The sequence below is a fragment of the Streptomyces lydicus genome, assembly GCF_000717345.1.
GTDB lineage: Bacteria > Actinomycetota > Actinomycetes > Streptomycetales > Streptomycetaceae > Streptomyces > Streptomyces lydicus.
Map to the genome: position 1 here is coordinate 309,290 of NZ_JNZA01000008.1, position 23,749 is coordinate 333,038.

General features: G+C 71.0%; 24 protein-coding genes, 5 tRNA genes and 1 pseudogene. 25 read left to right on the forward strand and 5 right to left on the reverse strand.

Annotated features, from left to right (window positions below):
* The first annotated feature begins 410 nt into the window (after positions 1 to 410).
* The 10 genes and pseudogenes from OO62_RS09730 to OO62_RS09775 all read left to right on the forward strand — a co-directional run.
* The gene (locus OO62_RS09730; RefSeq protein ID WP_077193543.1) at positions 411 to 602 is read left to right on the forward strand and encodes a hypothetical protein; all 192 of its coding nucleotides are present in this window, start codon (positions 411 to 413) and stop codon (positions 600 to 602) included.
* 83 nt (positions 603 to 685) lie between these two features.
* Positions 686 to 1,447, forward strand: coding sequence for a fumarylacetoacetate hydrolase family protein (locus tag OO62_RS09735; RefSeq protein WP_033266959.1), 762 nt, complete (start codon positions 686 to 688; stop codon positions 1,445 to 1,447).
* Positions 1,440 to 2,921: a glutamate--tRNA ligase gene (gltX, locus tag OO62_RS09740; RefSeq protein ID WP_033266869.1), complete on the forward strand. Its 1,482-nt coding sequence runs from the start codon at positions 1,440 to 1,442 to the stop codon at positions 2,919 to 2,921. The genes OO62_RS09735 and gltX overlap by 8 nt, the downstream gene beginning before the upstream one ends.
* 96 nt (positions 2,922 to 3,017) lie before the next feature.
* Positions 3,018 to 3,755 carry an HAD family hydrolase gene (locus OO62_RS09745; protein WP_033266870.1) on the forward strand — a complete coding sequence of 246 codons (738 nt, stop codon included), beginning with the start codon at positions 3,018 to 3,020 and terminating at the stop codon, positions 3,753 to 3,755.
* 87 nt (positions 3,756 to 3,842) lie between these two features.
* Positions 3,843 to 3,914, forward strand: a tRNA-Gln gene (locus OO62_RS09750).
* 21 nt (positions 3,915 to 3,935) lie between these two features.
* Positions 3,936 to 4,008 (forward strand) — tRNA-Glu (locus tag OO62_RS09755).
* Between the two features lie 62 nt (positions 4,009 to 4,070).
* Positions 4,071 to 4,143: transfer RNA gene (locus OO62_RS09760), tRNA-Glu, on the forward strand.
* A 16-nt stretch (positions 4,144 to 4,159) separates the two neighbouring features.
* Positions 4,160 to 4,231 (forward strand) — tRNA-Gln (locus OO62_RS09765).
* A gap of 41 nt (positions 4,232 to 4,272) precedes the next feature.
* Positions 4,273 to 4,345: transfer RNA gene (locus tag OO62_RS09770), tRNA-Glu, on the forward strand.
* Between the two features lie 278 nt (positions 4,346 to 4,623).
* Positions 4,624 to 4,797 (forward strand): annotated as a pseudogene (locus tag OO62_RS09775) (monooxygenase family protein); the annotation flags it as partial.
* A gap of 69 nt (positions 4,798 to 4,866) precedes the next feature.
* Here OO62_RS09775 and ndgR read toward each other — a convergent pair.
* The gene (gene ndgR / locus OO62_RS09780) at positions 4,867 to 5,583 is read right to left on the reverse strand and encodes an IclR family transcriptional regulator NdgR (protein WP_026169203.1); all 717 of its coding nucleotides are present in this window, start codon (positions 5,581 to 5,583) and stop codon (positions 4,867 to 4,869) included.
* A 174-nt stretch (positions 5,584 to 5,757) separates the two neighbouring features.
* Between ndgR and leuC the strand changes: the two genes are divergently transcribed.
* The 5 genes from leuC to OO62_RS09805 all read left to right on the forward strand — a co-directional run bounded on the left by leuC (position 5,758) and on the right by OO62_RS09805 (position 9,261).
* Entirely contained in the window at positions 5,758 to 7,197 is a 1,440-nt protein-coding gene (gene leuC, locus OO62_RS09785) for a 3-isopropylmalate dehydratase large subunit (protein WP_033266872.1), read from the forward strand.
* Between the two features lie 3 nt (positions 7,198 to 7,200).
* Positions 7,201 to 7,794 (forward strand): 3-isopropylmalate dehydratase small subunit, encoded by a 594-nt coding sequence (gene leuD, locus OO62_RS09790; protein ID WP_033266873.1) that lies wholly within the window; start codon positions 7,201 to 7,203, stop codon positions 7,792 to 7,794.
* 135 nt (positions 7,795 to 7,929) lie between these two features.
* Positions 7,930 to 8,175: an SCO5555 family protein gene (locus tag OO62_RS09795; protein WP_033266874.1), complete on the forward strand. Its 246-nt coding sequence runs from the start codon at positions 7,930 to 7,932 to the stop codon at positions 8,173 to 8,175.
* Between the two features lie 125 nt (positions 8,176 to 8,300).
* Positions 8,301 to 8,960, forward strand: coding sequence for an HU family DNA-binding protein (locus tag OO62_RS09800; RefSeq protein ID WP_033266875.1), 660 nt, complete (start codon positions 8,301 to 8,303; stop codon positions 8,958 to 8,960).
* Positions 8,961 to 9,057: 97 nt separating this feature from the next.
* Entirely contained in the window at positions 9,058 to 9,261 is a 204-nt protein-coding gene (locus tag OO62_RS09805; protein WP_033266876.1) for a hypothetical protein, read from the forward strand.
* On the opposite strand, the gene cofC is transcribed toward OO62_RS09805, so the two are convergent.
* Positions 9,242 to 9,892 carry a 2-phospho-L-lactate guanylyltransferase gene (gene cofC, locus OO62_RS09810; protein WP_228332543.1) on the reverse strand — a complete coding sequence of 217 codons (651 nt, stop codon included), beginning with the start codon at positions 9,890 to 9,892 and terminating at the stop codon, positions 9,242 to 9,244. The two genes, OO62_RS09805 and cofC, sit on opposite strands and share 20 nt — an antisense overlap.
* A 161-nt stretch (positions 9,893 to 10,053) precedes the next feature.
* Here cofC and OO62_RS09815 point away from each other — a divergent pair, with 161 nt between their 5' ends.
* The 3 genes from OO62_RS09815 to OO62_RS09825 all read left to right on the forward strand — a co-directional run bounded on the left by OO62_RS09815 (position 10,054) and on the right by OO62_RS09825 (position 13,131).
* Positions 10,054 to 10,914, forward strand: a complete 861-nt coding sequence (locus tag OO62_RS09815; RefSeq protein ID WP_033266877.1) for a lysophospholipid acyltransferase family protein — start codon at positions 10,054 to 10,056, stop codon at positions 10,912 to 10,914.
* Positions 10,911 to 11,912, forward strand: coding sequence for an NAD(P)H-dependent glycerol-3-phosphate dehydrogenase (locus tag OO62_RS09820; RefSeq protein WP_033266878.1), 1,002 nt, complete (start codon positions 10,911 to 10,913; stop codon positions 11,910 to 11,912). Before OO62_RS09815 ends, OO62_RS09820 begins: the two co-directional genes overlap by 4 nt.
* Positions 11,913 to 11,994: 82 nt before the next feature.
* Positions 11,995 to 13,131 (forward strand): D-alanine--D-alanine ligase family protein, encoded by a 1,137-nt coding sequence (locus OO62_RS09825; RefSeq protein ID WP_033266879.1) that lies wholly within the window; start codon positions 11,995 to 11,997, stop codon positions 13,129 to 13,131.
* Here the strand turns inward: OO62_RS09825 and OO62_RS09830 are convergent.
* Both OO62_RS09830 and OO62_RS09835 read right to left on the reverse strand, forming a co-directional pair.
* Complete coding sequence (locus OO62_RS09830; RefSeq protein ID WP_033266880.1) at positions 13,128 to 13,619, reverse strand: DUF3515 domain-containing protein; 492 nt, start codon at positions 13,617 to 13,619, stop codon at positions 13,128 to 13,130. The two genes, OO62_RS09825 and OO62_RS09830, sit on opposite strands and share 4 nt — an antisense overlap.
* Before the next feature lie 9 nt (positions 13,620 to 13,628).
* Positions 13,629 to 13,862, reverse strand: a complete 234-nt coding sequence (locus OO62_RS09835; RefSeq protein ID WP_033266881.1) for an Lrp/AsnC ligand binding domain-containing protein — start codon at positions 13,860 to 13,862, stop codon at positions 13,629 to 13,631.
* Positions 13,863 to 14,020: 158 nt separating this feature from the next.
* Between OO62_RS09835 and OO62_RS09840 the strand changes: the two genes are divergently transcribed.
* On the forward strand, positions 14,021 to 14,980 hold the full coding sequence (locus tag OO62_RS09840) for a thiamine-phosphate kinase (RefSeq protein WP_033266882.1): 960 nt from the start codon (positions 14,021 to 14,023) through the stop codon (positions 14,978 to 14,980).
* A gap of 97 nt (positions 14,981 to 15,077) precedes the next feature.
* Positions 15,078 to 15,887 (forward strand): bifunctional hydroxymethylpyrimidine kinase/phosphomethylpyrimidine kinase, encoded by an 810-nt coding sequence (thiD, locus tag OO62_RS09845; RefSeq protein WP_033266883.1) that lies wholly within the window; start codon positions 15,078 to 15,080, stop codon positions 15,885 to 15,887.
* 119 nt (positions 15,888 to 16,006) lie between these two features.
* Here the strand turns inward: thiD and rpmB are convergent, their stop codons facing one another.
* Positions 16,007 to 16,192, reverse strand: a complete 186-nt coding sequence (gene rpmB / locus OO62_RS09850) for a 50S ribosomal protein L28 (RefSeq protein ID WP_006602870.1) — start codon at positions 16,190 to 16,192, stop codon at positions 16,007 to 16,009.
* Between the two features lie 232 nt (positions 16,193 to 16,424).
* Between rpmB and OO62_RS09855 the strand changes: the two genes are divergently transcribed.
* From OO62_RS09855 to OO62_RS40165, 5 genes are all read left to right on the forward strand, one after another.
* Positions 16,425 to 18,086: a DAK2 domain-containing protein gene (locus OO62_RS09855; RefSeq protein ID WP_033266884.1), complete on the forward strand. Its 1,662-nt coding sequence runs from the start codon at positions 16,425 to 16,427 to the stop codon at positions 18,084 to 18,086.
* A gap of 58 nt (positions 18,087 to 18,144) precedes the next feature.
* A complete protein-coding gene (locus OO62_RS09860) occupies positions 18,145 to 21,177 on the forward strand; it encodes a helicase-related protein (protein ID WP_033266885.1) in 3,033 nt (1,010 codons plus the stop codon).
* Positions 21,178 to 21,356: 179 nt separating this feature from the next.
* The gene (gene rsmD / locus OO62_RS09865) at positions 21,357 to 21,956 is read left to right on the forward strand and encodes a 16S rRNA (guanine(966)-N(2))-methyltransferase RsmD (protein WP_033266886.1); all 600 of its coding nucleotides are present in this window, start codon (positions 21,357 to 21,359) and stop codon (positions 21,954 to 21,956) included.
* Positions 21,957 to 21,982: 26 nt separating this feature from the next.
* The gene (gene coaD / locus OO62_RS09870) at positions 21,983 to 22,465 is read left to right on the forward strand and encodes a pantetheine-phosphate adenylyltransferase (protein ID WP_180290226.1); all 483 of its coding nucleotides are present in this window, start codon (positions 21,983 to 21,985) and stop codon (positions 22,463 to 22,465) included.
* A 130-nt stretch (positions 22,466 to 22,595) separates the two neighbouring features.
* Positions 22,596 to 23,741, forward strand: coding sequence for an ATP synthase subunit B family protein (locus OO62_RS40165; RefSeq protein WP_033266888.1), 1,146 nt, complete (start codon positions 22,596 to 22,598; stop codon positions 23,739 to 23,741).
* The last annotated feature ends 8 nt before the right edge of the window (positions 23,742 to 23,749 follow it).

Consider the following 23,749-nt stretch of genomic DNA (forward strand, 5'->3'; position numbering starts at 1 on the left):
GGAATTCCAGCACAGTGCAGGATCTCCAACAAGAGCGGAGCCGCTCGCTGTGACCTGCGTGACGCAATGTACGGAGCGCGTTACGACTTGTACAAGGTACTGCAGTAAATACCGGACTTTTGCCCTCGAATCGATCGCTCGGACCGGCTGTCCCAGGTGCGGTGATCGGGAGCGGAACGTGCGGTTCAATCCGTCATTGTCCGATTCGCCCAAGGTTGTTGATCATGGGAAATGCGGCATTTGTCGTACAGGTGGTGAGCAAACTCACAGGGAGATCGTCGAGTTCCCCACCACTTCGGAGGGAATAGCGCGCATAGCCTGACGCTTTACATGGTTGCCGAATACGACAAGGCAGCTTTCCGCAACGGCTTTTCAGCCGTCCGAGACCCGACCACGCGAGGCATGCAGCAGTGAAGACGACGATGATGTTCCGCAACATAGCCAACCCGCGGCGCACCACCCTGGCCCACCTCAAGGACGCCGACGAGCTCGGCAACGCGGCCCCCGAGGTCCCGGAGCACACCGTCGAACTGCCCACGCAGACCGCCAACCCCCGCCGCACCGTCCTGATGGTCGCCCCCGAGCAGGACGTACCGGCGTAAGCGGCGCAGCGGACCGGCCGTGCCCCCGCGATAGCCTGGAGTGTCAACTCCGGCCAATGATCAATGAGGGGCAGCGGCAACCCGTGCGCATCGCCAGATTCTCCATCGACGGCAACGTCGGCTTCGGCGTCGTCGAAGACGACGCACTCGACGTCATCAAGGGGCATCCCTTCGCGGAATTCGAGCGCTCGGGCCAAAAGGTGCCCCTCGACAAGGTCCGGCTGCTGCCGCCCGTCCTGCCCAACAAGGTCGTGGGCGTGGGCCGCAACTACGCCGAACACGCCGCCGAGCTGGGCAACGCCGTCCCGGACGTACCGGTCACCTTCTTCAAGCCGTCCACCTCGGTGATCGGCCCCGGCGACCCCATCGCGTACCCCTCCTTCTCCCAGGAGGTGCACCACGAGGCCGAGCTGGCCGTCGTGATCGGCCGGATGTGCCGCGAGGTGCCCCGCGAGCGCGTCAAGGACGTCATCCTCGGCTACACCTGCGCCAACGACGTCACCGCGCGCGACGTCCAGCAGCGCGAGAAGCAGTGGGCCCGGGCCAAGGGCTTCGACGGCTCCTGCCCGCTCGGCCCCTGGGTCGAGACCGAGCTGGACCCCGCTGACCTCACCATCCAGTGCACGGTCAACGGCGAACAGCGCCAGCTCGGCCGCACGAGCGACATGGTGCGCCCGATCGAGGACCTGATCGTCCACATCACCGAGGCGATGACGCTGCTTCCCGGCGACGTCATCCTCACGGGCACCCCGGCCGGGGTCGGCCCCCTCAACGTCGGCGACGAGGTCGCCGTCACCATCGAAGGCATCGGCACTCTCACCAACAAGGTGATCAAGCGTGGCTAACGCGACCCCCGTCCGCGTCCGTTTCTGTCCCTCCCCGACCGGTAACCCCCACGTCGGCCTGATCCGTACGGCCCTGTTCAACTGGGCCTACGCGCGCCACAACAAGGGCACCCTGGTCTTCCGTATCGAGGACACTGACGCGGCCCGCGACTCCGAGGAGTCCTACAACCAGCTGCTGGACTCGTTCCACTGGCTCGGCTTCGACTGGGACGAGGGCCCCGAGGTCGGCGGCCCGCACGCGCCGTACCGCCAGTCGCAGCGGATGGACATCTATCAGGACGTCGCCGACAAGCTCCTCGCGGGCGGCTACGCCTACCACTGCTACTGCACCACCGAGGAGCTCGACGAGCGCCGCGAGGCCGCCCGCAAGGCCGGCCGGCCCTCCGGCTACGACGGCACGTGCCGCGAGCTGACCGCCGAGCAGAAGGCCGCCTACGAGGCCGAGGGCCGCAGCTCCATCGTCCGCTTCCGGATGCCCGACGCGCCGATCACGTTCAACGACCTGGTGCGCGGCGAGCTGACCTTCACCCCGGAGAACGTCCCGGACTACGGCATCGTCCGCGCCAACGGCGCGCCGCTGTACACCCTGGTCAACCCGGTCGACGACGCCCTGATGGGGATCACCCACGTCCTGCGCGGCGAGGACCTGCTCTCCTCCACCCCCCGCCAGGTCGCCCTCTACGCGGCCCTGATCGAGCTGGGCATCGCCAAGGAGATCCCCGCCTTCGGCCACCTGCCGTACGTCATGGGCGAGGGCAACAAGAAGCTCTCCAAGCGCGACCCGCAGGCATCCCTCAACCTCTACCGCGAGCGCGGCTTCCTCCCCGAGGGCCTGCTGAACTACCTCGCCCTCCTGGGCTGGTCCTTCTCGGCGGACCAGGACCTCTTCACGGTGTCCGAGCTGATCGAGAAGTTCGACATCGCGGACGTCAACGCGAACCCGGCCCGCTTCGACCTGAAGAAGGCCGAGGCGATCAACGCCGACCACATCCGCCGGCTGGACCCGGAGGACTTCGTCAAGTCCTGCGAGCCCTGGCTGAAGGCCCCGTACGCCAACTGGGCGCCCGAGGACTTCGACGAGGCCGCCTGGCGCGCCATCGCCCCGCACGCCCAGACCCGCGTCACCGTCCTGTCGGACATCACCGCCAACGTCGACTTCCTGTTCCTCAAGGAGCCCGTCGAGGACGAGGCGTCCTGGGCGAAGGCCATGAAGGGCGAACCGGTGGGCCTGCTCACCACCGCCCGCGCCAAGCTCGCGGCCGCCGACTGGAGCGCCGGCCCCGAGCCCCTCAAGGAGGCCGTCCTGGCCGCCGGCGAGGAGCACGGCCTCAAGCTCGGCAAGGCGCAGGCCCCCGTCCGGGTGGCCGTCACCGGCCGCACGGTCGGCCTGCCCCTCTTCGAGTCCCTGGAGGTCCTGGGCAAGGAGCGCACCCTCCAGCGCATCGACGCCGCGCTGGCCAAGCTGGCCGGCTGAGTTCCGTACGCACGCCTCCGGGCCCGGACGCCGCACGGTGTCCGGGCCCGCGGCATTCCCCGGCGGCGCTCCCGGGCGGGCCGCTAGATTGCTCGCATGGCTCTGCGCGCCGTTCTGTGGGACATCGACGACACCCTGTTCGACTACACCGGGTCGGACCGGACCGGCGCGCTGCGCCACCTCCGGGCGGAGGGGCTGCTCGCCGCGTACGGCGGGGAGGAGGCGGCGCTGGCCCGCTGGCGCCACGCCATGGAGACCGAGTTCGCCCGGTTCCTCGCCGGCGAGGTGGGGTTCCTCGACCACCGCAGGGCCCGCGCCCGGACGTTTCTGGACAGGCCGCTGAGCGACGAGGAGGCGGACGCCTGGTTCGGGCGGTACATCGCGCATTACGAAGCGTCCTGGGTGCTCTTCCCGGACTCCCTGCCCGCCCTGGAGGCGCTGGCCCCGCTGCTCAGGCAGGCGGTGCTGTCCAACTCCTCCACCGCCAACCAGGAGCGGAAGCTGGCCGCGCTGGGCATCAGGGCCCGCTTCGAGGCCGTGCTGTGCGCCGATGAACTGGGGCACGCCAAGCCCGCCGCCGAGGCGTTCGCGAGCGCCTGCGCGGCCCTGGGGCTCGCCGCCGAGGAGGTCGTCTACGTCGGGGACCGGCTGGACATCGACGCGCTGGGCGCCCGGGACGCCGGGCTGGCCGCCGTCTGGCTGGACCGCACGGGCCCGGACGGCGAGGCCGGCGCGGAGCTGCCGCCGGGGGTACGGCGGATCGCGAGCCTGGCGGAGCTCCCCGAGCTGTTGCGCGGAGTTATCGGTTTTGGTGCCCCGTCCACGATCAGGTAATGTTCTTCCTGCGCCGCCCGAGAGGGCCGAGAGGTCCGGCCGGGAGGCGCAGATCAAATCAGCCCCCTACAGGGGGTTGCGCTTTGATGGCCTATGGTGTAATTGGCAGCACGACTGATTCTGGTTCAGTTAGTCTAGGTTCGAGTCCTGGTAGGCCAGCTCGCAGAGCTCATCTGCAAAGCCCCCGTTGTGTAGCGGCCTAGCACGCTGCCCTCTCAAGGCAGTAGCGCCGGTTCGAATCCGGTCGGGGGTACAGATCCTTCCCAGGGAGACAGTTCGGGTCGCACCCACTGCCTCTCATGCAGGATCGCTAGGGCCCCCGTTGTGTAGCGGCCTAGCACGCCGCCCTCTCAAGGCGGTAGCGCCGGTTCGAATCCGGTCGGGGGTACTGGTCTAAACCACCATGGGCTATGGTGTAATTGGCAGCACGAGTGATTCTGGTTCATTTAGTCTAGGTTCGAGTCCTGGTAGCCCAGCGCAGCGTGTCCTCGTGACAGGCTCAACTGCAGGAAATCTTGCCCCCGTTGTGTAGCGGCCTAGCACGCCGCCCTCTCAAGGCGGTAGCGCCGGTTCGAATCCGGTCGGGGGTACGTAGAGAGAAGGCCCTCCGCGTCATGCGGGGGGCCTTCTCTTGTCAACTGCCTTCTTCGAAGCGCCTGTTGACCGCCTCCGCCTCCGCCCGCCGACGCAGGCTCAACGGCACCGGCCCGCAGAGCATGCTCAGCACTGCCGCCGCCCCCGCCTGCTCCGCCGGAGTCCCGCACTCCTCGCCCGGACCGGCCGCAGCCGCCGCAGTGGTTCCCGTCGTCGCGGACCGGTTGGCCGGGTGATGCCCCGCATGATCAAGGAGCTGGCCGGTGACCGGGAGAGGGCGCGGCAGGGGAGGGGCGAGGTCGGCTTCTGGCACGCGACCTTCGTGGTGCCCGCGGGGTCGTTCGAGAGCAGCTACGTCAACATGCCGGCGTACGGGCTGGGGGAGGCCCGGGGAGTGGCGCCGGTGGGCCGGCGCGGGGAGCGGGCGGCGGACCGGCCGGCGGCCTGAGGGGCGGCCGCGGGCCGGGCGCGGGACGGCCCCGTACGGAACGGGCCGTACGGGGCCGGGTGCGGTGGGTCAGCCGGTGCGGCGCAGTCCCTCGGAGAGGCGGGCGGCGGCGTCGATGACCGCCTGGGCGTGCATCCGGCCCGGGTGGCGGGTCAGCCGCTCGATCGGGCCGGAGACCGACACGGCGGCCACCACGCGGTTCGAGGGGCCGCGTACCGGCGCGGAGACGGAGGCCACGCCGGGCTCGCGCTCGCCGATCGACTGGGCCCAGCCGCGGCGCCGTACGCCGGACAGCGCGGTGGCCGTGAAGCGCGCGCCCTGCAGGCCGCGGTGCAGCCGCTCGGGCTCCTCCCAGGCCATCAGGATCTGGGCCGCCGAGCCGGCCTTCATCGGGAGCGTGGAGCCGACCGGGACGGTGTCCCGCAGTCCGGACAGCCGTTCCGCGGCCGCCACGCAGATCCGCATGTCGCCCTGCCGTCGATAGAGCTGGGCGCTCTCGCCCGTCACGTCGCGGAGGTGGGTGAGTACCGGTCCGGCCGTGGCGAGCAGGCGGTCCTCGCCGGCCGCCGCGGCCAGCTCGGAGAGCCGCGGGCCCAGGATGAACCGGCCCTGCATGTCCCTCGCCACCATCCGGTGGTGTTCCAGTGCCACGGCCAGCCGGTGGGCCGTGGGTCGTGCGAGCCCTGTCGCCGCGACCAGCCCGGCGAGGGTGGCCGGACCGGACTCCAGAGCGCTCAAAACCAGAGCTGCCTTGTCGAGAACGCCGACGCCGCTAGAGTTGTCCATGCAACGATACTCACGTCTCACACTGTGAAACGCAAGTTCAATTTTCCAGGGAAGTCGTCAGTCTGTAGATGTGGCCCTCGACCAGGGCCCCGCGTAAGGCCCGGCAGGGGGATATCTGTGGGCACCACGCATGGACGAGCAAGGCCGGCACAGTGGCCGGCCGGAGGGAAAGCGATGGGACGGACACTCGCGGAGAAGGTCTGGGACGACCATGTCGTCCGGCGCGCGGAAGGCGAGCCCGACCTCCTCTTCATTGATCTGCACCTGCTGCACGAGGTCACCAGCCCGCAGGCGTTCGACGGCCTCCGCAAGGCCGGCCGCCAGGTGCGCCGCACGGACCTGACCATCGCCACCGAGGACCACAACACCCCGACCCTCGACATCGACAAGCCGATCGCCGACCCGGTCTCGCGCACCCAGCTGGAGACGCTGCGCAAGAACTGCGCCGAGTTCGGGGTCCGGCTGCACCCGCTGGGCGACGTCGAGCAGGGTGTCGTCCACGTCGTGGGGCCGCAGTTGGGGCTGACCCAGCCCGGCACCACCGTGGTCTGCGGTGACAGCCACACCTCCACCCACGGAGCCTTCGGCGCGCTGGCGTTCGGCATCGGCACCAGCCAGGTCGAGCACGTCCTGGCCACCCAGACGCTGCCGCTGGCCCCCTTCAAGACCATGGCGATCACCGTCGACGGTGAGCTGCCGGAGGGCGTCACCGCCAAGGACCTGATCCTGGCGATCATCGCCAAGATCGGCACCGGCGGCGGCCAGGGCTACGTCCTGGAATACCGCGGCTCGGCCATCGAGAAACTGTCGATGGAAGCCCGGATGACCATTTGCAACATGTCGATCGAGGCGGGCGCCCGGGCCGGCATGATCGCCCCCGACCGCACCACCTTCGACTACCTCCGGGGCCGCGACCACGCCCCCGAGGGTGAGGACTGGGACGCCGCGGTCGAGTACTGGAAGACGCTGCGTACCGACGACGACGCGGTCTTCGACGCCGAGGTGCACATCGACGCCTCCGCGCTGTCGCCGTTCGTCACCTGGGGCACCAACCCCGGCCAGGGCGCACCGCTTTCGGCGAACGTCCCCGACCCGGCTTCGTACGAGGACGCCTCGGAGCGCTTCGCCGCCGAAAAGGCCCTGGAATACATGGGGTTGACGGCGGGTCAGCCGCTGCGCGAGATCAACGTGGACACCGTCTTCGTAGGTTCGTGCACCAACGGCCGCATCGAGGACCTGCGCTCCGCGGCCTCGATCCTGCAGGGCCGCAAGGTCGCCGACGGCGTACGGATGCTGATCGTCCCCGGTTCGGTCCGGGTCTCCCTGGAGGCCGTCGCCGAGGGTCTGGACAAGGTCTTCACCGAGGCGGGCGCCGAATGGCGGCACGCGGGCTGCTCGATGTGCCTGGGCATGAACCCCGACCAGCTGGCGCCCGGTGAGCGCTCCGCGTCCACCTCCAACCGCAACTTCGAGGGCCGCCAGGGCAAGGGCGGTCGTACGCACCTGGTCTCGCCGCAGGTCGCCGCCGCAACGGCTGTTCTCGGCCATCTGGCCTCACCGGCCGACCTGGCCACGGCCGGCCAGTCCGACGTCGCCACGCCCGCGGGAGTCTGAACCATGGAAGCTTTCACCACCCACACCGGCCGGGCCGTCCCGCTGCGCCGCAGCAACGTCGACACCGACCAGATCATCCCGGCCCACTGGCTGAAGAAGGTCACCCGCGACGGCTTCGAGGACGGGCTCTTCGAGGCGTGGCGCAAGGACCCCGAGTTCGTCCTCAACCAGGCGCAGTACAAGGGCGCCACGGTGCTGGTCGCCGGTCCCGACTTCGGCACCGGCTCCTCCCGTGAGCACGCGGTCTGGGCCCTGCAGAACTACGGCTTCAAGGCCGTCATCTCCTCGCGGTTCGCGGACATCTTCCGCGGCAACTCCCTCAAGAACGGGCTGCTGACGGTGGTCCTGCCGCAGGAGACCGTGGACCGGCTGCAGAAGCTGGTGGAGGCCGACCCGGCCGCCGAGGTGACCGTCGACCTCGTTTCCCGGCAGGTCCGGGCCGAGGGCGTCACCGCCGACTTCGAGCTGGACGAGAACGCTCGTTGGCGTCTGCTGGAGGGGCTGGACGACATCAGCCTCACCCTTCGGGAGGAGACCTCGATCGTGGCGTACGAGGCAAATCGCCCGTCATTCAAGCCGCGTACGATCGAGGTCTGACCTCGGGTTTTTGGCTCAAAGCGTTATTGCGTACGATGCGCCCCCTGTGCAGTTGGCAGGGGGCGCATCCGTGTGTGGAGGCGGCTGTTGAGGCCCCGTGAAGCGACAACTCGCCGCAGATGGCACAATTAGCGCATGGAACGCGACGACCAACTCGAGCTCTACGGTCTTGTCGCCGACCGACTCAAGGACGCACACGCAAGTGTGCGGACACTGCAAGTCCCGGAGGGCGTACGGATGGCGCTGACCCGGAAGCTGCTCGTCATCACGGCCGCGGCTAAACACGATCTTGCGGACGCGGCAAGGCGTCTGGAGTGGTTCATGGAAGACCTCGACGAAGGTCGTTACCCCGAAGATGTGCACGCCGACGGAAGTCCGTGAAGGTCGAGTTCGTTGCGGCACAAGGGTGATTAGCCCGTTTCGTGTTTGATTTGCGGTATATATCTGCCTAACGTGCGAAAAAGCTTGGAAACTTTCCTTCCAGCAATGTCTCCGAAGGGGAAGACGTGAACAAGGCGCAGCTCGTAGAAGCCATTGCCGACAAGGTCGGCGGCCGACAGGCCGCCGCAGACGCGGTCGACGCAGTGCTGGACGCAATCGTCCGCGCAGTGGTCAACGGCGACCGCGTTTCGGTCACCGGATTCGGCTCGTTCGAAAAGGTCGACCGCCCGGCCCGCTACGCCCGCAACCCGCAGACGGGTGAGCGCGTGCGGGTCAAGAAGACGTCGGTGCCGCGTTTCCGCGCCGGTCAGGGCTTCAAGGACCTGGTGAGCGGCTCGAAGAAGCTTCCCAAGGGCGGCGAGGTGTCCGTCAAGAAGGCCCCCAAGGGCAGCCTCACCGGCGGCGCCGCCATCAAGAAGGCCGCCGCGAAGAAGGCCACCGCCAAGAAGGCGGCCGCCAAGAAGACGACGGCGAAGAAGACCACGGCGAAGAAGACCACCGCCGCGAAGAAGGTCACCGCCAAGAAGGCCACGCCGGCCAAGAAGGCCACCACGGCGAAGAAGGCCGCCGCCAAGAAGGCCACGCCGGCGAAGAAGACCACCGCCAAGAAGGCCACGGCGAAGAAGACCGCCCCCGCCAAGAAGGCCACCGCCAAGAAGGCCCCTGCCAAGAAGGCCACCGCGCGCAAGACCACCGCGAAGAAGACCACCGCTCGCAAGCGGTGACCACAGCAGCGGCGACGCCATGCGTCGGGCCGGTCTCCCTCCGGGGAGCCCGGCCCGCGGTGCATGTGGCCGCACGTCGCCGTCTAGGCTCTCTTCCATGCAGGCCACCGCGTACACGTACGACTCCGAGACCCGCTCCGGCAGCGTGCTGCTGGACGACGGCACCCCGCTGACCTTCGACACCGCGGCGTTCGACGCCGGTGGTCTGCTGCTGCTCCGGCCCGGTCAGCGGGTCCGTATCGAGGTCACCGGCGAGGGCGACGCCCGGCACATCGAGCTGATCACGCTCCAGACGCTCTGACCTGCGACGGCAGCCGCGGGGCCTGGAGCGCCGTGTGCGGGCCCACGCCCAGCGCCAGCGCCGCCCGCAGATCCTCGCCGGTGTCCACGTCCCGGCGTACCGACGGCACGTTCGCCGCGACGATCTCCCGCGCTCCCGATGCCAGGTGACGCGCCCGGGACGCACCGCCGAATGCCGGTTCCAATTCCACTCCGGAAGTCGCGGTCAGAAGTGTTGTCCCGATATCCGCCGCATCCGCGAGAAATGCACGGGGAAATAGCGAAGCGGAATGGAGCACCAGTTCCAGTTCGGCCGGGCGCAGCGCGGGCAGGTCGGCGTTCAGCGCGGCGACCGGCGCGCCCGGGCGGCGGGAGCGGATGACGTCCGCCCCGTGGGCCAGCGCCGCGTTGAGTCCGGCCCCCGGTGTGTCGGGCACGACGGACGCGCCGAGGGCCACCAGCCGCTCCGTGGCCAGCTGATCGTCCGTGACAACCGCCACATCCCGCACGTTCGCGCAGGCCAGCGCCGCCGCCACGGTGTCCAGGGCGAAGGCGAGGGCCAACCGGGGCCGGAACTCCTCCCCGGCGGCCCGCGAGAGCCTGCTCTTGGCTCGCACCAGCGGTTTCAGCGGCACCACCAGGCTCCAGCCCACACCCGCTCCGTCTCTTCGCATCCGCGCCATTCTCACCTGCTGCCGCCGCTCTCCGGGAGCGCCGGGGTTACGGTGTCCTCGACATAGCGGGTACCTGGGGCGACACTTGTGCGGCTGCCGGCCCGTAGCAGCTTCGCAGGTCCCACAAGGAGGGTGTCCCAGTGTCCCGCCGCAGAATCGGCTTCTGGTACCGCTTGGCCGCGGTCATCTGCAAACCGCCGCTCTTGGTTCTGTTCAAGCGGGACTGGCAGGGAATGGAGCACATTCCGGCCGACGGCGGATTTATCACCGCGGTCAACCACAACTCGTATCTTGATCCGCTCTCCTATGCGCACTATCAGTACAACACCGGGCGGGTCCCCCGATTCCTCGCCAAGGCCGGACTCTTCCGGAGCGGCTTTGTCGGCCTGATGATGCGCGGCACCGGCCAGATCCCCGTCTACCGGGAAACCACCGACGCGGCCACCGCGTTCCGCGCCGCCGTCACCGCCATCCACAAGGGCGAATGCGTCGCGTTCTACCCCGAGGGCACCCTCACCCGCGACCCCGAGCTGTGGCCCATGCAGGGCAAGACCGGAGCCGCCCGGGTCGCGTTGCTGACCAAGGCGCCGGTCATCCCCGTCGCGCAGTGGGGCGCCAACGACGCGATGCCGCCGTACGCCAAGGAGAAGAAGCTCCAGCTCCTCCCGCGCAAGACGCTGCGGGTGAAGGCCGGCCCGCCCGTCGACCTGAGCGCGTTCTACGACCGGGAGCCCACCGCCGAGGTGCTGCGGGCGGTCACCGACACCATCATGGCCGCCATCACCGAGCAGCTCGCCCTGCTCCGCGGCGAGCCCGCGCCGGCCGAACCGTACGACTGGCGCAAGGCGATCGCCCAGGAGCGCCGCGCCGCCCGCGAAGCGGCCAAGGCCGAGCGGGCCGCCGCCGCGGCCCCCGCCGAAGCGGCCGCCGCCACCGAAGGCGCCGTCGCCCCGCAGCAGGCCCGAAGCACCCAGCAGGCACAGGAGGATGAAGGCAAGTGACGCGCTGCGCCGTCTACGGCACGGGGTCCTGGGGCACCGCATTCGCGATGGTGCTCGCCGACGCGGGATGCGAGGTGACCCTGTGGGGGCGCCGCGCGGCCCTGGTCGACGCCGTCAACAACGGCCGTACCAACCCCGACTACCTGCCGGGGGTCGAGCTCCCCGCGTCCGTAAGGGCCACCACCGACCCCGCGGAGGCGGCGCGCGGCGCGGAGTTCACCGTCCTCGCCGTCCCCTCCCAGACGCTGCGCGGCAACCTCGCCGAGTGGGCGCCGCTGCTGCCCGCCGACACCGTCCTGGTCTCCCTGATGAAGGGCGTCGAACTGGGCACGGCCAAGCGCATGAGCGAGGTCATCGAGGAGGTCGCCAAGGCGCCCGCGGAGCGCGTCGCGGTGCTGACCGGACCCAACCTCGCCAAGGAGATCGCCGCCCGCCAGCCGGCCGCCGCGGTCATCGCCTGCACCGACGAGGCGGTCGCCCGCCGGTTCCAGACCGCCTGCCACACCTCGTACTTCCGGCCCTACACCAACACCGACGTGGTGGGCTGCGAACTGGGCGGCGCGGTCAAGAACGTCATCGCGCTGGCCGTCGGCATCGCCACCGGCATGGGCCTGGGCGACAACGCCAAGGCATCCCTGATCACCCGCGGGCTGGCCGAGACCACCCGGCTCGGCCTCGCCATGGGCGCCGACGCCCACACCTTCGCGGGCCTGGCCGGCATGGGCGACCTGGTCGCCACCTGCTCCTCGCCGCTGTCGCGCAACAACACCTTCGGCACCAACCTCGGCCGCGGCATGACGCTCCAGGAGACCATCGCGGTCACCAAGCAGACCGCCGAGGGCGTCAAGTCCTGCGAATCGGTACTGGATCTGGCGCGCCGGCACGGCGTCGACATGCCGCTCACCGAGACCGTCGTGGACATCGTCCACGAGGGCAAGCCGCCGATGGTGGCTCTCAAGGAGCTGATGTCGCGCAGCGCGAAGTCCGAGCGGCACTGAGCGACCGTCCCGGAGGCGCCACGCCACCAACGGCCGCCGCAGCACTGACGCAGCCGCTACCAGCAGGTACCCTCAACGCGATATGAGCAGCCAGACCTCCTCCCACAAGCCCCGCGTCGCCGTCGTGTTCGGCGGCCGCAGCTCCGAGCACGCCATCTCCGTACTCACCGCCGGAGCCGTGCTGCGCGCCATCGACCGCGAGAAGTACGACGTGCTGCCCATCGGCATCACCACCGACGGCCGCTGGGCGCTGACCGCCGACGACCCCGATCGGATGGCCATCACCGACCGGCGGCTGCCCAGCGTGGCCGAACTCGCCGAGTCGGCCGAGGGCGGCGTGGTGCTCCCGGTCGACCCGACCAACCGCGAGGTCGTCTACAGCGAGCCGGGCTCGGTGCCCAAGGCGCTGGGCGAGGTCGACGTGGTCTTCCCCGTCCTGCACGGCCCCTACGGCGAGGACGGCACCCTGCAGGGCCTGCTGGAGCTCTCCGGCGTGCCCTACGTCGGCTCGGGCGTGCTCGCCTCCGCGGTCGGCCAGGACAAGGACTACATGAAGCGGGTGTTCGCTTCCTTCGGGCTGCCGGTCGGCCCGTACGAGGTCATCCGCCCCCGGGAGTGGGAGCAGGATCCTGCCGCTGCCCGCAAGAAGATCGTGGACTTCGCCGGTGAGCACGGCTGGCCGCTCTTCGTGAAGCCTGCCCGGGCCGGCTCCTCCATGGGGATCAGCAAGGTCGACGACCTCAATGGCCTGGACGCGGCGATCGAGGAGGCCCGGTCGCACGACCCCAAGATCCTCGTGGAGTCGCTGCTGCGCGGCCGCGAGATCGAGTGCGGGGTGCTGGAGTTCGAGGACGGCCCGCGGGCCAGCGTGCCGGCCGAGATCCCGCCGGTCACCGCGCACGACTTCTACGACTTCGAGGCCAAGTACATCGACTCGGCCACCGGAATCGTCCCGGCGCCGCTGACCGCCGAGCAGACCGCGAAGATCCAGGAACTGGCCGTCGCGGCCTTCGAGGCCGCCTCCTGCGAGGGCCTGGTGCGCGCGGACTTCTTCCTTCAGGACAACGGCGAGTTCGTGATCAACGAGATCAACACGCTGCCCGGCTTCACGCCCATCTCGATGTACCCGCGGATGTGGCAGGAGAGCGGCGTGAGCTACCCGGAGCTGATCGACCGGCTCCTCCAGGCCGCGCTGCGGCGCTCGACGGGGCTGCGCTAGACGCCCTTCGGCACGGTCTTGGTGACGGCGCCCGCGAGGTCGGGGAGTACATCGACCTCGGGGGCGTAGTCGTGCGGGACGGTCACCTCGACGTAGACCTTGCGCAGCACGGTCGTGAAGCGGTAGCCGTCGTCCTGCTTCTCGAAGAGCCATCGGACGCCGTTGACTTCCGCCGCCTCGGGGTTGGGGTTGTAATGTTCATTCCCGTACCTCAGGACGTCGGGCTTCGGTACCCCGCAGCGCAGTTTCACGGCAGGATCGCCCCATATGGCAGTGAAGTCGGAGACGGGCTCGGCGGTACCCCGCTTCAGCCCGTCCACGGACCGCGGCAATGCCTCATGGAGCGCCCTGCAGTGCCGTGCCGCCTCCCCCGTGGGCGAGGGCACGGCCAACTCCTCGGAAGACGAGCAGCTCACCGTGGTGAACAGCACGGTGAGCAGGGGCAGGGCCAGGTACCGGCGGCGCGTCCAGATCACCCGGCCGAGCATACGGGGGAGCTACAGATGAACGACCGGGCAGGTAAGGGTGCGGGTGATGCCGTCCACTTGCTGGACCTTGGCGACCACCATCCGTCCCAGCTCGTCGACGGTGTCGGCCTGTGCGCGCACGATGACGTCGTACGGGCCGGTGACATCCTCGGCCTGCAGCACACCGTGGATCTTCGAGATGACTTCCGCTACCGCCGAGGCCTTGCCGACCTCGGTCTGGATCAGGATGTAAGCCTGTACCACGGAACCTCCAGGGCGGCTACGAGGATCATGTGGGGAGAAGGGACGCCACGGTACCGCGTCACCGCGCGGAGCGGGGAGACCCGCGCGGTGAACACGGCAAGTGCGGCGCAGTCGTCAGCCACGTACGGACCGTCCGTACACATGGGAAGGGCAACATCATGAAGGGCACCGTGGGGGAACTGGGGGAGTTCGGTCTGATCAGGGAGCTCACCTCCCGGCTCACCTCCACCCCGGCCGTACGGATCGGGCCGGGGGACGACGCCGCGGTGGTGACCGCGCCGGACCGGAGGGTGGTCGCCAGCACCGACGTCCTCCTGGAGGGCCGGCACTTCCGGCGGGACTGGTCCACCGCCTACGACGTCGGCCGCAAGGCCGCCGCACAGAACCTCGCCGACATCGCCGCGATGGGCGCGGTGCCCACCGCGATCCTGCTCGGCCTGGTCGTCCCCGCGGAACTCCCCGCGACCTGGCCGACCGAGCTGATGGACGGGCTGCGCGACGAGTGCCAGGTCGCCGGCGCCGCGGTCGTCGGCGGTGACGTCGTACGCGGCGACACCATCACCGTCGCCATCACCGCGCTCGGCGATCTGCGCAACCAGGAGCCGGTCACCCGGGCCGGCGCCCAGCCCGGCGACGTGGTCGCGGTCACCGGCTGGCTGGGCTGGTCCGCGGCCGGGCACGCGGTGCTCTCCCGCGGCTTCCGCTCGCCGCGCGCCTTCGTGGAGGCGCACCGCCGCCCCGAGCCGCCGTACCACGCGGGCCCCGCCGCCGCCGGGCTCGGCGCCACCGCGATGACCGACGTCAGCGACGGACTCGTCGCCGACCTCGGGCACATCGCCGAGGCGAGCAAGGTGCGGATCGATCTGCGGTCCGCCGCGATCGACATCCCCTCACAGATGTCCGACATCGGTACCGCGGTCGGCGTGGACCCCATGCAGTGGGTGCTCAACGGCGGTGAGGACCACGCCATCGTGGCCACCTTCCCGCCGGACGTGAAGCTGCCCGCCCGGTGGAAGGTCATCGGCGAGGTCCTCAACCCGTCCGCGCTGCCGCAGGTGACGGTGGACGGCGCCCCCTGGGCGAAGGCCGGCTGGGACCACTTCGGGGACAACGAGTAGAGGGGCGGCGCGTAGCGGCGTCTTCTGGGGGTGGAGGTCGGGATGGGGGCCCCTCCCAGCGGTAGCTGGGGGAGGGAGGGCGAGTAGATTCGCCGGTATGCACATACCTCCTCGCGTCCTGACCGTCGCCGGGTCCGACTCCGGCGGCGGCGCGGGCATCCAGGCCGACCTCAAGACGATGCTGGCGCTCGGTACGCACGGCATGAGCGTGCTGACCGCCGTCACCGCCCAGAACTCCCTGGGCGTGCAGGGCGCCTGGGAACTGCCCGCCGAGGCCGTGCGGGCCCAGTTCCGCAGCGTCGTCGACGACATCGGCGTCGAGGCGGTCAAGACCGGGATGCTGTCCTCGGCGGAACTCGTCGAGACCGTCGCCGAACTCCTCGCCGGGGTGCCCGCCCCGGTCGTCGTGGACCCCGTGGGGGTCTCCAAGCACGGTGATCCGCTGCTCGCCGCGAGCGCCCTGGACGCGGTGCGCGGCAAGCTGCTGCCGACCGCCACCGTCGCCACCCCCAACCTGGACGAGGTCGCCCAGCTCACCGGCGTACACGTCCGCGACGAGGCCGGTATGCGCCGGGCGGCCGACGCCGTCCTGGAGTTCGGGCCGCGCTGGGTGCTCATCAAGGGCGGCCATCTGCCGGCCGGGGCCGGCGACAGCGCCGTCGATCTGCTCACCGACGGCACCGAGGAGCACTGGCTGCGCGCGCCCCGCTACGACAACCGGCACACGCACGGCACCGGCTGCACCCTCGCCAGCGCGCTCGCCGCCCGGCTCGCCAAGGGGGACACCGTCGTGCGGGCCGCCGCGGCGGCCAAGGAGTACGTCACCGGCGCCCTCGCGGCCGGATTCCGGCTGGGTGCGGGCATCGGCCCCGTGGACCACGGCTGGCGGCTGCGCGGCGAGCGCTGACCACCGGACGGGCGGGGGCCCGCGAGGGCCCCACGGGATCAGGAAAAGCAAAAGCCGGTCCACCACGAGGGTGGACCGGCTTCAGAGGCAACCGGTCGGGCTGCGCTACCGCTAAGGCGTCAGCGCGAGACCTTGCCGGCCTTGATGCACGAGGTGCAGGCGTTCAGCTTCTTCGGCGTCCGCCCGATCACTGCACGCACCGTCTGGATGTTGGGGTTCCAACGACGGTTGGTACGGCGATGCGAGTGCGAGACACTCTTGCCGAAGCCCGGCCCCTTGCCGCAGACGTCGCAGTTGGCAGCCACGGGTCACTCCAAAGACTTCAGATGCACTTACGGTGAGATCCCGACGAGCCGAGTGCATTGCCCGGCCGGCGTCGTCAGGAGAGGAATGGCCCGATTCGCATCGGGCAACCGGAGCAGCATACAACGACCGCTCCCGCAGAACGAAACTACCACGCACCCGCGGGCCCCCGCCCCGGCCTCCCCGTCCTCGCGCGGCTACTGTGCGGTGCATCCCGCGACCCAGGAGGACGACGTGCCGAACCCGCTCGACGCCGCCGCCGTCCGCGCCTGGTGCGGACTGGCCCTGGAGGCGCTCGGCCGGGAACGCGAGCGGATCGACGCGATCAACGTCTATCCCGTGGCCGACGGTGACACCGGAACCAATCTCTACCTGACCCTCGAATCGGCCGCCCGCGCGGTCGAGGCCGCCTTCGACGGGCACGCCTCGGCCGGCACCGCACCCGGCCTCGCCGACGCCATCGGCGCCATGGCGCACGGTGCCCTCATAGGGGCGCGCGGCAACTCCGGCACGATCGTGGCCCAGCTGCTGCGCGGGATGACCGAGGTGCTGGCGGCCGACGCGGCCCCCACCGACGCCGGCGGTGCCGCCGAGGCGCTGCGCCGGGCGCTGCGCCGGGCTGCCGCCTCGACGTACGAGGCGGTCGCGCACCCCGTGGAGGGCACCGTCCTGACGGTGGCCACCGCCGCCGCGGACGCCGCCGAGCGGGCCGCCGGGACCGGCGGCGCCGCCGAGGTGGCCCGCGCCGCTCACGAGGGCGCCCGCAGCGCCCTGCGGGCGACCCCCGGCCAGCTCGCGGTCCTCGGCCGGGCCGGCGTCGTGGACGCCGGCGGCTGCGGGCTCGTCGCGCTGCTGGGCGCGCTCGCCGACGCGCTCTCCGGGGAGACCTCGGTGACCCCGGTCGCCGTACGGGCCGATGCCCCGCTCCCCGAGGCGGCCGGCTGCGAGGCCGCCACCCGGGCCGCGGCGGACGGCTGCCACAACCCCGACGGGCCCGCCTTCGAAGTGATCTACCTGCTGGAGGCCGGCGACGACGCCGTGGCGCGGCTGCGCACCCGGCTCGACGGGCTCGGCGACTCCCTGGTGGTGGTCGGCGGGGACGGCCTGTGGAACGTCCATGTGCACGTCGACGACGCGGGTGCCGCCGTGGAGGCCGGCATCGAGGCGGGCCGCCCCTACCGGATCCGCATCACCCACTTCGGCGGCGCCACCCGCGTCAAGGAACCGGCGATGGCGGCGCGCGCGGTGGTCGCGGTGGTGCCGGGCGCCGGGCTCGCCGGGCTGTGCTCGGAGGTCGGCGCGACCCCCGTCGCCGTACGGCCGGGGGAGCCGCCCGCCAGCGGCGAACTGGTGCAGGCGATCCGGCAGGCGCACGCCCGCGAGGTGATGCTGCTGCCCAACGACCCCGAACTGCGGCACACCGCGGCGGCCGCCGCCGAACAGGCCCGTACCGAGGGCGTCCGGGTCGCCCTGATCCCCACCCGCTCCGCGGTCCAGGGCATCGCTGCGCTGGCCGTGCACGAGCCGGGCCGCAGCTTCGACGAGGACGTGGTCGCGATGACCTCGGCCGCGGGCGCGACCCGCTACGCCGAGCTGGCGGTCGCCGAGCGGCAGTCGTGGACGATGGCCGGCGTCTGCCAGGCCGGGGACGTCCTCGGACTGATCGACGGCGATGTCGCGGTGATCGGCTCCGACCTGACCGTCACCGCGACGACCGTGCTGGACCGGATGCTGTCCGCCGGCGGGGAGATGGTGACCCTGGTCCTGGGCGCCCAGGCGCCCCCCTCGCTCGCCGAGCGGCTGGAGCGGCACGTCCACGAGCGGCACCTCGCCGTGGACACGGTCGTCTACGACGGCGGGCAGCACGGCGCGCCCCTGCTCATAGGCGTGGAGTGACGGCACCCCGGCGGCCGGGACCGGCGCAATTGTCAGAGGTGTGGTGTGCAATAGACGCGTGGCAGCGCTCGACGAACCTCTGAAGAAAATCCTCGGCGGCACCACCGCGAAGGTGCTGGCCGAGCATCTCGACCTGCATACGGTCGGCGACCTGTTGCACCACTACCCGCGGCGCTACGCCGAGCGCGGTGAGCTGACCCGGCTCGCCGACCTCCCGCTGGACGAACACGTCACGGTCGTGGCGCAGGTCGCCGACGCGCGGGTGCTGAAGTTCAACGCCGGCCGGGGACAGCGGCTGGAAGTGACGCTGACGGACGGCAGTGGCCGGCTCCAGCTGGTCTTCTTCGGCAAGGGCATCCACAAGCCGCACAAGGAGCTGCTGCCGGGCCGCCGGGCGATGTTCGCCGGCAAGGTGTCCGTCTTCAACCGCAAACTCCAGCTCGCCCACCCCGAATACGAGCTCCTCGACCGGGACGCCGACAGCGAAGCCGTGGACGCCTTCGCCCAGCAGCTGATGCCGATCTACCCGGCCTGCCAGCAGATGGCGTCGTGGAAGATCGCCAAGGCGGTCGACGCGGTGCTGCCCAGCGCGCAGGACGCCGTCGACCCGCTGCCGGAGGCGCTGCGCGAGGGGCGGTCGCTGGTCCCGCTCACCGAGGCACTGCTCAAGATCCACCGGCCGGCCGGCAAGGCCGATATCGCCGACGCGCGGGCCCGGCTGAAGTGGGACGAGGCGTTCGTGATGCAGGTCGCGCTCGCCCGGCGCCGCCTCGCCGACACCCAACTCCCTGCCGTCGCACGGAGATTGGTCGACGGCGGCATTCTCGACGCGTTCGACGCCAAGCTGCCCTTCACGCTCACCGAGGGACAGCAGAAGGTCAGCCGGGAGATCTTCGACGACCTGGCGACCGAACACCCCATGCACCGCCTCCTCCAGGGCGAGGTCGGTTCGGGCAAGGCGCAGCCGCTGGACTCCCTGGTGCTCACCCCGCGCGGCTTCCGGCCCATGGGGGAGATGACCGTCGGCACGGAAGTGGTGGTGCCCAGCGGCGAGCTCGCCGTGGTGGACGGCGTCTTCCCACAGGGCGAGCGCGACGTGTGGCGGCTGGTCCTGTCCGACGGCAGCACCGTCGAGTGCGACGACGAGCACCTGTGGATCGTCGGGACCCGCGACACCGGCGAGCGGGTGACGGAGCGGGTGCTGACGACGCGCGCGCTGCGGGCGGATCTGCTGCGGCCCGACGGCCGCCCCAAGTGGTCCATCGCCCCGGCCACGCCGGTGGACCTGGAGGACGGCGGGGAGCGTCCGCTCGATCCGTACGAACTGGGGAAGGCGCTGGGCGGCGGCTCCGGCGACCGCGTACCGGACGCCTACCGCAACGCGCCGCTGAAGGACCGGCTGGCCGTGGTGCAGGGCCTGCTGGACGCGGGCGGCGCGCCCGCCGGGGGCCGGGCGGTGTTCCGCGCGGCGGCCGGCCCGCTGGCCGCCGACCTCGGGTGGCTGGTGCGCTCCCTGGGGGGCCGTGCGCAGCTGCGTGCCGTGGGGGAGGGCGCCTGCGACGTGGACGTGGCGCTGCCGGGCGGGTATCCGCCCTTCCGGGCGGGGGGCGGCGCGGACGCCGCGTCCGGCGACGGCGGCGAGGACTTCCGGCGTGCCGTCCGGGCCGTCGAGCACGTCGGCCGCAAGCCCGTCCAGTGCATCAGCGTGGCGCACCCCGACCACGCCTATGTGACCGACCACTTCACCGTCACGCACAACACCATGGTCGCGCTGCGCGCCATGCTCGGCGTGGTCGACAGCGGCGGTCAGGCCGCGATGCTGGCGCCCACCGAGGTGCTGGCCCAGCAGCACCACCGCTCGATCACCGAGATGATGGGGGAGCTGGCCGAGGGCGGCATGCTGGGCGGGGCGGAGCAGGGCACCAAGGTGGTGCTGCTGACCGGCTCCATGGGGGCCGCGGCCCGCCGGCAGGCGCTGCTCGACCTGGTGACCGGCGAGTCCGGGATCGTCGTCGGCACCCATGCCCTGATCGAGGACAAGGTGCAGTTCCACGACCTGGGGCTGGTGGTCGTCGACGAGCAGCACCGCTTCGGCGTCGAGCAGCGGGACGCGCTGCGCGGCAAGGGCAAACAGCCGCCGCACCTCCTGGTGATGACCGCGACGCCCATTCCCCGCACGGTCGCCATGACCGTCTTCGGCGATCTGGAGACCTCCGTCCTGGACCAACTCCCCGCCGGACGCTCGCCGATCGCCACCCACGTGGTGCCCGCCAAGGACAAGCCGCACTTCCTGTCGCGCGCCTGGGAGCGGGTCCGCGAAGAGGTGTCCGCCGGCCACCAGGCGTACGTGGTGTGCCCGCGGATCGGCGACGACGAGGAGACGGCCGCGGAGACGCCGAAGGGCGCCAAGAAGGCGTCGGGCAGTTCCAAGGGGGCGGCGGCGAAGGCGAGTTCACCGGAGGACGTGGCGGAGAAGCGTCCGCCGCTGGCCGTCCTCGACATCGCCGAGCAGCTCTCGAAGGGCCCGCTGTCGGACCTCCGGGTGGCGGTGCTGCACGGCAGGATGGCGCCGGACGACAAGGACGACGTGATGCGCGCCTTCGCGGCCGGCGAGCTGGACGTGCTGGTCGCGACGACGGTCATCGAGGTCGGCGTGAACGTCCCGAACGCCACCGCCATGGTGATCATGGACGCGGACCGCTTCGGCGTCTCCCAGCTCCACCAGCTGCGCGGCCGGGTCGGCCGCGGCTCGGCCCCCGGCCTGTGCCTGCTGGTCAGCGAGATGCCCGAGGCCAGCCCGGCCCGCGCCCGGCTCGCCGCCGTGGCCGGCACCCTCGACGGCTTCGAGCTCTCCCGCATCGACCTGGAACAGCGGCGCGAGGGCGACGTCCTGGGGCAGGCGCAGTCCGGCGTCCGCTCCTCGCTGCGGATGCTCGCGGTCATCGACGACGAGGAGGTCATCGCGGCCGCCCGGGAGGAGGCCACGGCACTGGTCACCGCCGATCCCGAACTGACCGGCTATCCGGAGCTGCGGACCGCCCTGTCGGCCCTGCTGGACGAGGAGCGGGAGCAGTATCTGGACAAGGGCTGACGGGAACGACCCGGCCGCACCCCGGTCGCCGGCCGCGTGAGATCGATCACGGGCCCGGGGGCCCGCGCGGCGTCCTCGGCGGGCGCCCGCCCCCCGGCCGACGCCATATCGTGGAGGAGCGGAGCCGCCACCGGCTCCCGCCTCTCCACACCGACCACGCACAACGTAAGGACGGGCCCATGACCCGCGTGATCGCCGGTACGGCCGGCGGCCGCCGCCTGGCCGTACCACCGGGCAACGGCACCCGCCCGACCTCCGACCGGGCGCGCGAGGGCATGTTCTCCACCTGGGAGTCGCTCGACGGCCCGCTGGCCGGCGCCCGGGTGCTCGATCTCTACGGCGGTTCCGGCGCGGTCGGCCTGGAGGCCCTCTCGCGCGGTGCCGCGCACGTCCTGCTCGTCGAGGCCGACGCCCGCGCGGTGCGCACCATCCGGGACAACGTCCGTGCGGTGGGCCTCCCGGGCGTCGAGGTCCGGGCCGGCAAGGCCGAGCAGACCGCCGCCGCGGCGGCGCCGGGCGAGCCGTACGACATCGTCTTCCTGGACCCGCCGTACGCGGTGACCGATCAGGACCTCTGCGAGATCCTGCTCACACTCCGTGGTCAGGGGTGGCTGGCCGAGCAGGCACTCGTCACCGTGGAACGCAGCACCAGAGGCGGCACGTTCCCGTGGCCGGCCGGCTTCGAACCGATCAAGGCCCGTCGCTACGGCGAGGGCACGCTTTGGTACGGTCGCGCCGCTTCGACGTCCGCCGGATCGACGTCAACAAGCGTGTCATGACCCGATCGGAGAGCGAGGAACCGAAGTTGCGCCGTGCTGTCTGTCCGGGGTCCTTCGACCCCATCACCAACGGGCACCTGGACATCATCGCCCGTGCCTCCAAGCTGTACGACGTCGTCCATGTCGCCGTGATGATCAACCAGTCCAAGAAGGGGCTGTTCACGGTCGAGGAGCGGATCGACCTGATCCGCCGGGCCACCGCCGAGTACGGCAACGTCGAGGTCGAGTCCTTCCACGGCCTGCTGGTCGACTTCTGCAAGCAGCGCGACATCCCCGCGATCGTCAAGGGGCTGCGGGCCGTCAGCGACTTCGACTACGAGCTCCAGATGGCCCAGATGAACAACGGCCTCTCCGGGGTGGAGACCCTCTTCGTCCCCACCAACCCCACCTACAGCTTCCTGTCCTCCAGCCTCGTCAAGGAGGTCGCCGCCTGGGGCGGTGACGTCTCCCATCTCGTCCCGCCGTTCGTCCTCGACGCGCTCAGCGAGCGGCTGCGCACGAAGGACTGACGCCGGCCACGGCACACCGGCCGTACCGCCCGACTGATGGAGCGTCAGTCGGTGTCGGGCGGAGGGCCCGTGGACGTACAGTCGACCCGTTCCGTCGTTCCAACCCCCTTCAGAGAGTGGCGAGTCCAAGGTGGACGTGCAGAAGAAGCTCGACGACATCGTCGCGACCGTCGGCAGCGCCCGGTCCATGCCCATGTCGGCATCGTGCGTGATCAACCGCGCCGAGCTGCTCGCCCTGCTGGAGGAGGTGCGCGCGGCGCTGCCCGGCTCGCTCGCGCAGGCGCAGGAACTCATCGGCGGCCGGGAGCAGCTGGTCGAGGACGCGCGGGCCGAGGCGGAGCGGATCATCGAGTCCGCGCACGCCCAGCGCGGTTCGCTGATCTCCGACACCGAGATCGCCCGGCAGTCCCAGGAGGAGGCGGACCGGATCCTCGCGGAGGCCCGCCGGGAGGCCGAGGAGATCCGCGCCGAGGCCGACGACTACGTCGACAGCAAGCTCGCCAACTTCGAGGTCGTGCTCACCAAGACCATCGGATCCGTCGACCGCGGCCGCGAGAAGCTGCTCGGCCGCGGGCCGGACCACGACGAGCAGGGCTACCTCGACGAGGACGGCACCCAGGCCCCCGAGCGCAGCGCCGACCCGGAGACCCTCAGGCAGCGCGCCGACGCCTATGTGGACGCCAAGTTCGGGGCGTTCCAGGCGGTGCTGACCAAGACGCTGGAGGCGGTCGGCCGGGGCCGTGACAAGCTCCAGGGTGCCCGGGCGATCGACGAGCTCGCGGCCCACATGGCGAGCGCCGGCGACCCGCAGACCGGGCAGCCGCAGGCCGACGCCGAGTATCTGGCCGAGCTGGCGGGCATCGGCGCCGACCGGGACGCCCAGGCGCCCCAGGTCCAGGTTCCCCCGATGCCGCAGGTGCAGCCCCAGCAGGTGCAGGACCACCAGCAGCCCCTGCACCCCCAGGACCACCAGCAGCCGCTCCAGCCCCAGCACCAGGACTACTACGACCCCGCCGCCTACCAGCAGCAGGACGTCTACGGCTACCAGCAGCCCCAGCAGGCCGCCTACGCCCAGCACCAGGATCCGTACGGCTACGACTGGCAGCAGCAGGCCCAGCAGCAGGGCTACGACCCCAACGCCTATCTCCAGCAGCAGGTGCCCCAGCAGGCCCAGCACCACGCGCCGCAGCCCGGTGCGCTGGACGAGACCAGCCTCTTCGACACCAGCATGATCGACCTGGATCAGCTGCGGCAGTACGAGGAGGGCCGCCAGTAGGCGGTCCG